Source organism: Brevundimonas sp. (genome assembly GCF_044239655.1).
Lineage (GTDB): Bacteria > Pseudomonadota > Alphaproteobacteria > Caulobacterales > Caulobacteraceae > Brevundimonas.
Genome location: NZ_JBIIAY010000104.1, coordinates 1 through 11,222, shown reverse-complemented (window position 1 = coordinate 11,222; position 11,222 = coordinate 1). Strand labels below are relative to the sequence as shown.

Genomic DNA, 11,222 nt, shown 5'->3' with positions numbered 1-11,222 from the left:
GCGCTCAAGGTCGGCGACATCGGCCTCAGAGCCGCGTCGGCCTTCGTGCTGGCTCCCGCTGCGGTCCTGGCGACCTGGGCCGGCGGCTTGTGGTTCCTGGCCCTGATCCTGCTAGCCTGTGGCCTCATGGCGGTCGAATGGGGCCGGATGAGCGCCCCGGCGGCCTGGCGCGGATCCGCCGTCGCGGTCGGCCTGGCCCTGTTCGTCGCCGTCGGGGCGACCCATGTCGGCCAGCTTTCGTTCGCTCTGGTCATGCTGGTCTTCGGGGCTGCAGCCGCCGGTCTATTCATGCGAGCACGCGGCCAACTGGCGCTCAACGCCGCCTATGGCGTGCTCTACCTCGGATGGCCGGTCATCCTGCTGATCTGGCTGCGTGACGGTCACGACAAGGTGGGGCTGCACTGGACCGTGCTGGTGTTCGCGGTGACCTGGTCGGCAGACATCGTGGCCTATCTGGCCGGCAGCCTGTTCGGCGGACCCAAGCTGTGGCCGCGTCTGTCGCCCAAGAAGACATGGTCTGGCTTCATCGGTGGCCTCGCAGCCGGGATGCTGGCCGGCGGCGGCATCGCGCTCTGGCTGGAGATGGGCCGGCTCAACGTCTTTTGGGGCATGGTCCTGGGCCTCGCCGCCGCCCTGGCCACCATGGCCGGCGACCTGTGGGAGTCGGCGCTGAAGCGACGGTTCGGGGTCAAGGACGCGGGCACCATCATTCCCGGCCATGGCGGTCTGCTGGACCGGGTCGATGGCCTGATGTTCGCAGTCGTGGTGGTCGCCGCCGGTCGCTGGCTGGTCATGCTAGTCGAGCGAGGCGTGCTGTGATCCGCCGTCGCGTCAGTGTCCTGGGCTCGACGGGCTCGGTCGGCTGTTCGACACTGGATCTGATGGATCAGGCCGAGGTCGCGGGAACCGGCACCTTCGACGTCGAGGTCCTGACCGGCGGCGGCAATGTCGCCCGGCTCGCCGAACAGGCGCGTCGGTGGAAGCCCCGCCTTGTGGTCATCGCCGATCCCGCCCGCCTGCCGGACCTTCGCAACGCTCTCGCCGGAACCGGTATCGAGACGGCAGCCGGTGACGCCGCCGTCGTCGAGGCCGCGACCCGTCCCGTCGACTGGATCATGGCCGCCATCGTCGGCGCGGCCGGCCTGCGCTCGACCTGGGCAGCGGCGGCGACGGGCGCGACCCTGGCCCTGGCCAACAAGGAAAGCCTGGTCTGCTGCGGGCCCCGGCTGATCGAGCGGGTCCGGTCCAGCGGCGGCCGACTGATCCCCGTCGATTCAGAGCATTCTGCGATCTTTCAGGTCTTCCCGGCCGAAGCCCCCGAACGTGTGGCCAGGCTGATCCTGACCGCTTCGGGCGGTCCCTTCCGCCAGACCAGCCTGGCCGACATGGCACGGATGACGCCGGAACAGGCCGTGGCCCACCCCAACTGGTCGATGGGTGCCAAGATCTCGATCGACAGCGCCACCATGGCCAACAAGGGGCTGGAAACGATCGAGGCCGCCTATCTGTTCGACATGACCGCCGACCGGATCAATGTCGTGGTGCATCCCGAATCGATCATTCATTCCATGGTCGAGTACGTCGACGGCTCGACCCTGGCCCAGATGGGGCCGCCGGACATGAAGACGCCGATCGCCTGTGCCCTGGCCTGGCCCGACCGCCTGGCCTGGCCGGCACCCAGGCTGGATCTCGCCGCGCTCGGCCGGCTGACCTTCGAGGCCCCCGACGAGACCCGCTTTCCGGCCCTGAAACTGGCGCGCGAGGCCCTGTCGGCCGGGGGCACGGCACCGACGGTGTTCAACGCCGCAAACGAGGTCGCGGCCTATGCCTTCCTCGACAGGAAGCTTGGCTTTCTCAATATTGCCGCAGTCGTCGCCGAAACCCTTGAGCGCACGACGTGCGAGGGGATGACATCGGCTTCCGACGACGCCTGCGACGCGGCCCTGGCCGTCGACGCCGAGGCCCGCCGGATCGCCCGCGCCATCATCGAGCGCCGCGCGATGGCCGCGTAAGGCCGGACGGAGATCTGAAACGCCAATGCTGAACGTCCTGGGTCAGATCCTGATCTACATCGTGCCGTTTCTGCTCGTGCTGACGTTCATCGTCACGATCCACGAACTCGGCCACTACGGGGTCGCCCGTCTGTTCAAGGTCAAGATGGACCGGTTCGCCATCGGCTTCGGCCGCGCCCTGTTCAGCCGTACAGACAAGCGCGGCGTCGAATGGCGCATCGGCTGGATCCCAGCCGGTGGCTATGTGAAATTCTCCGGTGACCTCGACGCCTCCAGCGTGCCGGATGCCGCAGGTCTGGCCGAGCTTCGCCAGCGCGTGATCGCGGAGGATGGCCCCGCCGCCGTCCGCGACTATTTCCACTTCAAGCCGGTCTGGCAGCGCGCGCTGATCACCGCCGGGGGCCCCGCCGCCAACTTCATCCTGGCCATCGTCATCTTCACCGTCCTGTTCGCCACCTTCGGCGACCAGATCAGCCCGCCGCGCGTGGTCAATGTGATGCCGGGATCGGCCGCCGCCAGCGCGGGCTTCCAGCCCGGCGACCTGATCCTCGAGGCCAACGGCGACCCGGTACGGCGGGGCGAGGACGTGATCCGCGTCGTGACCCTGAACTCCGCCACCCCGGTCCGTTTCGTCGTCGAGCGGGGCGGCCACCGCGTGCCCCTGATCGCCACCCCGGTCCGCACCCTGACCGAGGACGCGGTGGCGGGCCAGATCAAGGTGGGCCGCATCGGTCTTGAGATGGGCTATCGCCGCGACGAAATCCGCGCCATCCGCTACAACCCGATCGAGGCCGTGGGCGCTGCCGTGCGCCAGACGGGCGACGTCCTGAGCACCACCTTCACCTATATCGGCCGCATCTTCAGCGGGCGAGAGTCGGGTGACCTGCTCAACGGCCCCCTCGGCATCGCCAAGGCCGCAGGCGGCATCAGCCAGCAGGCCACGGCCGGAGAGGCCCCCGCAGGTCTCAAGGCCGCCAACCTCGCCCTGACGCTTATCCAGTTCGCCGCCATACTTTCGATCGGAATCGGCTTCATCAACCTGATGCCCATCCCCGTCCTGGACGGAGGTCACCTGGTTTTCTACGCCTACGAAGCTGTGGCGAAGAAACCCGTGGCGGCCAAGGTTCAGGAGGCGGGGTACCGGGTCGGTCTTGCTTTGCTGGCGGGTTTGATGTTGTTCGCCACCTGGAACGACTTGCAGAAGCTGAACCTGTTCAAATTCCTCGGCGGGCTCGTCAGTTGAGCCTACGCCAGCCCCCGATGGTTTCCCGAATGACGATGACCGATACGCGCGCTTTCGCAACCCTGGCCGCCCGTTCGCGGGCCCCGCTTTGCAGCGTGACCGCGCTCGTCGTTGCGGCAGGCCTCGCCACGACCGCCCAGGCCCAGACCGCGCCTCCCGCGCCCGCCATCTCGCCCCAGCCGCTGGCCGCCGCGCCCCAGGCCGCACCGGCACCGCGCCCGGCCGAGACCGGCGTCGTCAACCGCATCCTGGTCAATGGCAACCAGCGGATCGACCAGACCACGGTCCTGTCCTATCTGCCGATCCAGCCGGGCGACACGGTCGATCCGGTCGTTCTGGACGTCGCCCTGCGCACCCTTCAGCGCACGCAGCTGTTTGCCGACATCCAGCTGGGGCTCCAGCCGAACGGCGATCTGGTCGTCTCGATCGTCGAGAACCCGATCATCAACCAGATCGTGTTCGAGGGTAACTCGGCCCTTAGCGAGAAGAAGCTGACCGAAGAGGTCACCCTGTCACCGCGCGGCATCTACACCCGCGCCAAGGTTCAGGAGGACGTCGGCAAGATCATCGAGCTGTACCGCCTGTCGGGCCGGATCTCGGCGACCGTCTCGCCCAAGCTGGTCCAGCTGGAACAGAACCGCGTCGACGTGATCTTCGAGATCAACGAGGGCCCCGAGACGGGCCTTCAGGCCATCACCTTCATGGGCAACACCGCCTATTCGGATTCCGAACTGCGCGAGGTCATGGTGTCCAAGGAGTCGGCCTGGTACCGGCTGTTCAGCTCCAACGACAACTACGACCCCAATCGGCTGGACTACGACCGCGAGCAGCTGCGGAAATTCTACACTAACCGGGGCTACTACGACTTCCGCGTCGTGTCGGGTGTCGCCGAACTGGTGCCCGACGACTCGGCTTTCGGCATCACCCTGACGGTGGATGAAGGCGACAAGTACAATTTCGGCGAGATCAGCGTCGTCACCGAGAACGACCGCCTGAACGCGGACTTCCTCAAGCTGCTGATCCCGATCAAGACCGGCGACCTCTACGAAAGCGACAAGATCGAGAGCTCGGTCGACGCACTGACGTTCGCAGCGGGTTCGGCGGGCTATGCCTTCGTGGACATCCGACCGACCTATCGGGCCAACCCAGAGACCAATCTGGTCGACGTGACCTTCAACATCTCCGAGGGCCAGCGCGTCTACATCGACCGCATCAACGTCGTCGGCAACAACCGCACCCTGGACTATGTCGTGCGTCGCGAGCTGATGCTGACCGAGGGCGACGCCTTCAACCGCACCCTGGTCGAGCGGTCTCGCAACAACCTGCGGGCCCTGGGCTTCTTCAAGGACGTCGAGATCAAGGAAGAGCGCGGCTCGGCCCCCGACCGCTCTGTCGTCAACGTCACCGTGACCGAACAGCCGACTGGCGAACTGTCCGTCGGTGCCGGCTTCTCCTCGGCCGAGAGTTATACGATCAACCTCGGCATCACCGAACGCAACTTCCGCGGCCGGGGCCAGAACGTCGTGGCCCGCGCCGAATGGGGCTCGCTGCGCCAGCAGATCGACTTCCGCTTCACCGAGCCGAAGTTCCTTGGCCGTGACGTGGGAGCCGGCTTCGACCTGTTCCACTCGCGCTACGACTTCCAGGAAGAATCCTCGTTCGACTACCGCTCGACCGGCGCGGGTGTTCGCCTGTCCTTCCCGATCAACGGCTATACCCGGCTGTCGACCCGCTACTTCATCAAGGACGACGAAATCATCGTCCCGACCGGCTACTGCGCCACCGGCGGTTCCGGCTCACGCGCCCTGTGCGAACAGGTCGGGGCGTCGCTGAACTCGTCGGCCGGCTATACGATCGGCATCGATCGTCGCAACGACCCGATCCGTCCCACCCGGGGCTGGTCCGGCACCTTGCGCCAGGACCTGGCCGGGATCGGCGGCGACGTGAACTACGTGAAGACCGAGGTCGAGGGCACCGTCTACTACGGCATCACCCCCAGCTGGATCGTCTCCGTGGCGGGTTCGGCCGGCTATGTCGGCGGCTGGGCCGGTGACGCGGTCCGGATCAACGACCGCTTCTTCCGTGGCGGCAACACCTTCCGTGGCTTCGAGACGGCCGGCATGGGTCCGCGCGACCTGACCACCAACGACGCGCTCGGCGGCAATTTCTACGCCGTGGGCACGGTCGAGCTGACGGTGCCGAACTTCCTGCCCGACACCTATGGCATCCGCACCTCGCTGTTCGCCGATGTCGGGACCCTGGGCGTGCTCGACGACCGCTACACCATCACCTCGACCGGCGCGCTGGACCCGAATATCGTCGACGACATGTCGTTGCGCGCCGCCGCCGGTGTCAGCATCCACTGGAGGTCGCCGATGGGACCGATCCGGTTCGACCTGTCCAAGATCCTCAAGAGCGAGGACTACGACCGCACCGAAACCTTCCGCTTCTCGACCTCCACCCAGTTCAACTAAACCGACGGTCAAAACGACCGCACAAAGGCCTGTCATGAAATTTCTCGCCATCGGCGCCGTCGCGCTGGCTTCGCTCGTCGCTACTGCCGCTTCGGCCCAGACCGCCGGTCCGGCCAACGTCGGCCCCGCCATCCCGGGCGTCTGCGTCTATTTCAACCAACAGCTTCTGGCCCAGTCGACCGTCGGTCAGTCGGTCCAGGCCCGCATGCAGCAGCTTGCCACCGAGGTCGAAGGCGAGCTGACGCCCTACGCCACCACAATCCAGACCGAGGCCCAGGCGCTCCAGTCCGGTGCCGCCGCGATCCCGGCCGACCAGCTCCAGACCCGCCGTCAGCAACTGCAGCAGCGTGTGCAAGAAGCCCAGCAGCTGGAAGAAACCCGTCGCAACGAACTCCAGTACACCCTCAGCGAACAGCGTCGTCAGATCTCGGCCGCCGTCGAGCCGATCCTGGTCGCCGTCTATCAGGAAAAGGGCTGCGGCATCCTGATCGACCGCGAGAGCGTCTTCATCATGAACCCGGCCATGGACGTGACCGGTGACGTCATCGCCCGCCTGAACACCGCCATGCCGTCGCTGAGCTTCAACCGCCTGCCGGTGCCGGTCCAGCAAGCCCAGTAAGCGGGCCACGCCATGCCCGATCCGCGCTTCTTCGAGACCGGCCCGTCCCTGACGGTCGCCGAACTCGCCGCCCGGATCGGCGCAGAGGTCATACGGGGCGGCGACGTCGTGCTTTCGGCCGTTGCCCCCCTGGCCTCCGCTGACGGAAAGGCCCTGGCCTTCATGGCCGACCGCCGCTTCGCCGAAGCGCTCGCCGTCACACGGGCCGGATGCGTGATCGTGCCCCCGGCCATGGTCGAGGCGGCACCGACCGCAGCCGCCGTCCTGTCATCACGTGAAGCCCAGGCGTCCTGGGCCCGCGCCTCGACCCTGTTTCACCAGCCACGCCACATCGATGGCGTTTCCACGCCTGACGAAGCCTGTGAAGACGCCTCCGTCGTGCTTGAACCCGGCGTGGTCCTGGGGGAGGCCGTCCGTATCGGACGCGGCACCCGCATCGGCGCGAACACCGTCATCGGCACCGGGGTCCAGATCGGCCGCGACTGCGTTATCGGAGCCAACGCCTCGATCGCCTTCGCTCTGATCGGTGACCGGGTGAAGCTCTACGCCGGGGCCCGCATCGGCGAGGCGGGCTTCGGCGCCGCCGGATCCAGCACCGGTCCCGTCGACATCCCCCAGCTCGGCCGCGTGATCCTTCAGGACGGCGTGACCATCGGTGCCAATACCTGCATCGACCGTGGGGCCTATGACGACACGGTCATCGGCGAGAATTCCAAGATCGATAACCTGTGCATGGTCGGTCACAACTGCGTTCTGGGCCGCAATGTCCTGATCGCGGCGCAGACGGGCCTGTCGGGCTCCGTGACCGTCGGCGACAACGTCCTGTTCGGCGGTCAGGCGGGCGTCGGTGACCACATCAGTATCGGCGACGGTGCCCGCGTCGCGGCCGGGGGCGGGGTTCTGTCCAACGTTCCGGCTGGCGAGACCTGGTCCGGATATCCGGCCCGGCCCCTGCGTCAGTTCTTGCGCGAGACGATCTGGCTGTCCAAACAGGCCGGGAGCAAGACACGACCAAGGGAATCAGAGGGATGAGCGACGTCTCCGCCATCAACGACCGCATCGACTATGCCGAGGTCATGCGCCGCCTGCCGCACCGCTATCCCTTCCTGCTGATCGACAAGGCCGAGGATTTCGTGCCCGCGACCTCGATCACCGGCATCAAGAACGTCACGCATAACGAGCCCTTCTTCCAGGGGCATTTCCCGATCGACCCGGTCATGCCCGGCGTCCTGATCGTCGAGGCCATGGCCCAGACCGGTGCCCTGCTGATGTCCAAGACCATGGACGTCGCCGTCGCCGACAAGGTCATCATGTTCATGTCGATCGACGGCGTCCGGTTCCGCAAGCCCGTCCGGCCCGGCGATCAGCTGCGCATGAAGGTCATCGTCACCCGTGCCCGGGGCGACGCCTACAAGTTCCGGGGCGAGACCTTCGTCGACGACAAGCTGGCGGCCGAGGCGGAATTCATGGCGATGGTGGTCAAGGTCGACCAGCCAGCGACATGAGTACGATCCACCCGACGGCCATGGTCCACCCGTCCGCCGAACTGGCCGACGGCGTGCAGATCGGCCCCTGGTGTACGGTCGGTCCCGGCGTCGTCCTGGCCGAGAACGTGACGCTGGTCAGCCATGTGGTGCTGCAACAGGACACGACGGTCGGCACCCGCAGCACCATCCACCCCTTCGCCGTCATCGGCGGCGACCCCCAGCACAACGGCTACAAGGGCGAGCCGGTGCGTCTCGAGATCGGCGCGGACAACAGCATCCGCGAGCACTGCACCTTCAACCGGGGCACGCCGCAAGGCTCGGGCATCACCCGCGTCGGCTCCAACGGCCTGTTCATGACCGGGGCCCACGTCGGCCATGACGCCGTGGTCGGCGACAATGTCGTCATGGCAAACAACGCCACGCTCGGCGGCCACGCGCAAATCGGCGACAAGGTCTTCCTCGGCGGCCTGTGCGCCGTGCATCAGAACGGCCGGGTGGGGCAGGGGGCGATCGTCGGCGGTCTGGCGGCCGTGACCCGCGACGTCATCCCCTACGGCTCGGCCTGGGGCAATCATGCTCGCCTGCACGGGCTCAACCTGATCGGCCTGAAGCGCAAGGGCTATGGCAAGGACGCGGTGCGCCGCCTGCTGGCCGCCTTCCGCGACCTTTTCGAGGGTCAGGGTGTCTTCGCCGACCGCCTGGACGGTGTCGAACAGACCTACGCCGACCTGCCCGAGATCATGGAGATCGTGGCCTTCATCCGCGACGGCGGCAAGCGCCCGCTCTGCCTCCCGGGCGACTGACGCCGTGACCGCGCCCAGGCTCGGCCTGATCGCCGGCGGCGGCGCGCTTCCCCTGGCCATCGCCGCCCGGTGCGAGGCCGAGGGCCGTTCGTTGTTCGTGATCCGCCTGACCGGTTTCGCGGATCCGCATCTGGTCCGCTATCCGGGCGCAGACATCGGCATGGCCGAACTGGGCAAGGCGCTGGCGGCTTTGAAATCCGCCGGCTGCGGCGCGGTCTGTTTCGCCGGCACGGTCAACCGCCCCGACTTCAAGTCGCTGAAGCCCGACCTCAAGGGCGCGACCCTGCTGCCCGGCATCATCGCGGCGGCGACGAAAGGTGACGACGCCCTGCTGCGCAAGATCCTCTCGGTGTTCGAGAACGAGGGTTACGCCGTCGAGGGCGCCGACGACATTCTCGGCGGCGAGACCCTGTCACAGGGTGCGCTCGGCGCGTTCACGCCCACGCCGGACCAGCTAGACGATCTCAGGAAAGCGCTGCATGTCGCGGAAAAGGCCGGTGAACTGGACATCGGCCAGGGTGCCGTCGTCTGCGACGGCCTTGTCCTTGCCGTGGAGGCGCAGGAGGGCACCGACGCCATGCTGAACCGCGTCGCCGCCTTGCCCGCAGACCTGCGCGGTTCACCGGCCGCTCCGAAAGGCGCCCTCGGAAAGGCCCCCAAGCCGATCCAGGACCTGCGCGTCGACATGCCCGTCATCGGCACCCGAACCCTGGAACTCGCCGCTGCCGCCGGATTGGCCGGCGTCGGCGGTGTCGCGGGCCGGCTGATCCTGATCGACCGCGCGGCCCTGATCGAGACGGCGGACAGGCTCGGGCTGTTCGTCTGGGGCGAGACGCATGGTGAGTGATACGTCCTTCCTTCTCCCCTTGTGGGAGAAGGTGGCCGGCGGAGCCGGTCGGATGAGGGGTCACGCCAAAGACAACAGTGAGGGATTCAGGCCTCAAGTCGGGTCCACGGTCCGTGTGACCCCTCATCCGTCAGCCTTCGGCTGCCACCTTCTCCCGCAAGGGGAGAAGGAAGGTCGGACAGTCTGGTCATGAAAATCATGCTCGTCGCCGCCGAGGCGTCCGGAGACGCGCTCGGAGCCGGTCTCGCCAAGGCCTTGAAATCCCATCATCCCGACATCGCCTTCGTCGGTGTCGGCGGGCCGAAGATGGCGGCCGAGGGCATCGACAGTCCCTTCGACATCGCCCAGTTGTCGATCCTGGGCTGGATCGAGGGTCTGCGTGCGCTGGACCGGGTCAAGGCCCGCGTCACCGACACCGTGGCCCTGGCGGTGCGGGAACGGCCCGACGCCGTCGTCCTGATCGACAGTTGGGGCTTCACCATCCGGGTCGCCAAGGCCCTGCGTCAGGCCCTGCCGGGCGTGCCCCTGATCAAGTATGTCGGGCCCCAGGTCTGGGCCTCGCGCCCCGGTCGGGCGAAGACCCTGGCCGCTACCGTCGACCACCTGCTGGCCCTCTACAGCTTCGACGCCCCCTGGTTCGAGGCGGAAGGCCTGCCAACCACGGTCGTCGGCTCGCCCGCCCTGCACATCGACATGACCCAGGCGGACGGGGGCCGCTTCCGCACCGCGCGCCACATCGTCCCCGACGCGCCCCTACTGCTGGTCCTGCCCGGCAGCCGCCCGTCCGAGATCGGCCATATGACCCCGGTCTATGAGGCCGCCGTCGCCCGGCTCAAGGCCGACGATCCCGCGCTTCAGGTCGCCGTCGTCGTCGCCGGCACGGTGGCGGAGGACGTCACCGCCCGCATCGCCACCTGGCCCTTCCGCGTCCATCTGGTGCAGGAGGCGGACAAGTACGACGCCATGCGCGCCTCCACCGTCGCCCTGGCCACCAGCGGCACGGTCTCGACCGAGCTGGCGCTGGCCGGCGTCCCCATGGTCATCGCCTACCGCTTCGGCGCGCTCAGCTATGCGATCATGAAGCCCTTCTTCACCGGCAAGTTCGCGACCCTGTTCAACACGGCCGCCGACGCCATGATCGCCCCCGAGCTGATCCAGAAGGACGCCACCCCCGAAAAACTCGCCGCCGTCGTCGCCCGCCTCCTGTCCGACCACGCCGCCCGCACCGATCAGTCCGCCCGCCAGACGGCTGCGCTCGACCTCATGGGACGCGAAGGGCGCGACCCTTCAGAGATCGCGGCGGAGGCGGTGTTGAAGGTGATCGCCGGGAAGTCTGAAGTGCGGGTCTGAAAGGACTTCCGATCTCGTCCCGTTGCGGACGTTCGGGTTGTTCGCCTTGAGGCCGCCCGCCACCGCCAGCCACCGAGCTGGTGGCGGCGCAGCCTCGCGTAATAGTTGCTCCGCCCAGGGTTTAAAGACATAGTCCGGCCGATATCGGGGGTTCACATGATCATGTATTTCGTTGCCGGCGGTATAGCGCTCGGCGTCTTCGTCATTGGATTCCTGATCGCGCTTGTTCTGCGCCGGGTTGTCCCGACCAACGAAGTTCATATCGTCCAGCGCGGGCGGTCTCGCGTCAGCTACGGTGCCAGTCAGGAAGCCGGAAACGTCTATTACGAATGGCCGGCCTTCCTGCCTAGGATTGGCGTTTTGGTGACCAAATTCCCGGTCTCCATT

Annotated in this window: 11 protein-coding genes; all 11 read left to right on the top strand. The window is 67.2% G+C overall.

Annotation, left to right across the window (positions count from 1 at the left end):
* A partial coding sequence (locus ACILQR_RS12885) for a phosphatidate cytidylyltransferase (RefSeq protein WP_395651805.1) occupies positions 1–819 on the top strand: 819 nt, incomplete at its 5' end.
* Positions 816–2,012: a 1-deoxy-D-xylulose-5-phosphate reductoisomerase gene (gene dxr / locus ACILQR_RS12880; RefSeq protein WP_395651804.1), complete on the top strand. Its 1,197-nt coding sequence runs from the start codon at positions 816–818 to the stop codon at positions 2,010–2,012. The genes ACILQR_RS12885 and dxr, both read left to right, overlap by 4 nt.
* A gap of 25 nt (positions 2,013–2,037) precedes the next feature.
* Complete coding sequence (locus tag ACILQR_RS12875; RefSeq protein ID WP_395651803.1) at positions 2,038–3,255, top strand: M50 family metallopeptidase; 1,218 nt, start codon at positions 2,038–2,040, stop codon at positions 3,253–3,255.
* 35 nt (positions 3,256–3,290) lie between these two features.
* The gene (bamA, locus tag ACILQR_RS12870) at positions 3,291–5,729 is read left to right on the top strand and encodes an outer membrane protein assembly factor BamA (protein ID WP_395651802.1); all 2,439 of its coding nucleotides are present in this window, start codon (positions 3,291–3,293) and stop codon (positions 5,727–5,729) included.
* A 34-nt stretch (positions 5,730–5,763) separates the two neighbouring features.
* On the top strand, positions 5,764–6,348 hold the full coding sequence (locus ACILQR_RS12865; RefSeq protein WP_395651801.1) for an OmpH family outer membrane protein: 585 nt from the start codon (positions 5,764–5,766) through the stop codon (positions 6,346–6,348).
* Positions 6,349–6,360: 12 nt separating this feature from the next.
* A complete protein-coding gene (lpxD, locus tag ACILQR_RS12860) occupies positions 6,361–7,380 on the top strand; it encodes a UDP-3-O-(3-hydroxymyristoyl)glucosamine N-acyltransferase (RefSeq protein ID WP_395651800.1) in 1,020 nt (339 codons plus the stop codon).
* Positions 7,377–7,853 carry a 3-hydroxyacyl-ACP dehydratase FabZ gene (gene fabZ / locus ACILQR_RS12855; protein WP_395651799.1) on the top strand — a complete coding sequence of 159 codons (477 nt, stop codon included), beginning with the start codon at positions 7,377–7,379 and terminating at the stop codon, positions 7,851–7,853. Before lpxD ends, fabZ begins: the two co-directional genes overlap by 4 nt.
* Complete coding sequence (lpxA, locus tag ACILQR_RS12850) at positions 7,850–8,638, top strand: acyl-ACP--UDP-N-acetylglucosamine O-acyltransferase (RefSeq protein ID WP_395651798.1); 789 nt, start codon at positions 7,850–7,852, stop codon at positions 8,636–8,638. Before fabZ ends, lpxA begins: the two co-directional genes overlap by 4 nt.
* Before the next feature lie 4 nt (positions 8,639–8,642).
* Entirely contained in the window at positions 8,643–9,485 is an 843-nt protein-coding gene (locus tag ACILQR_RS12845; protein WP_395651797.1) for an LpxI family protein, read from the top strand.
* Positions 9,486–9,674: 189 nt separating this feature from the next.
* A complete protein-coding gene (gene lpxB, locus ACILQR_RS12840; RefSeq protein ID WP_395651796.1) occupies positions 9,675–10,835 on the top strand; it encodes a lipid-A-disaccharide synthase in 1,161 nt (386 codons plus the stop codon).
* A 156-nt stretch (positions 10,836–10,991) separates the two neighbouring features.
* Positions 10,992–11,222, top strand: a 231-nt coding sequence (locus ACILQR_RS12835) for a hypothetical protein (RefSeq protein WP_395651795.1), incomplete at its 3' end; no start/stop codon positions are given.

Bases quoted from the DNA above. Each gene is read 5' to 3' on its own strand.
- ACILQR_RS12875 (WP_395651803.1), top strand. From the start codon at position 2,038: ATGCTGAACGTCCTGGGTCAGATCCTGATCTACATCGTGCCGTTTCTG.
- bamA (WP_395651802.1), top strand. From the start codon at position 3,291: ATGACCGATACGCGCGCTTTCGCAACCCTGGCCGCCCGTTCGCGGGCC.
- ACILQR_RS12865 (WP_395651801.1), top strand. From the start codon at position 5,764: ATGAAATTTCTCGCCATCGGCGCCGTCGCGCTGGCTTCGCTCGTCGCT.
- lpxD (WP_395651800.1), top strand. From the start codon at position 6,361: ATGCCCGATCCGCGCTTCTTCGAGACCGGCCCGTCCCTGACGGTCGCC.
- fabZ (WP_395651799.1), top strand. From the start codon at position 7,377: ATGAGCGACGTCTCCGCCATCAACGACCGCATCGACTATGCCGAGGTC.
- lpxA (WP_395651798.1), top strand. From the start codon at position 7,850: ATGAGTACGATCCACCCGACGGCCATGGTCCACCCGTCCGCCGAACTG.
- lpxB (WP_395651796.1), top strand. From the start codon at position 9,675: ATGAAAATCATGCTCGTCGCCGCCGAGGCGTCCGGAGACGCGCTCGGA.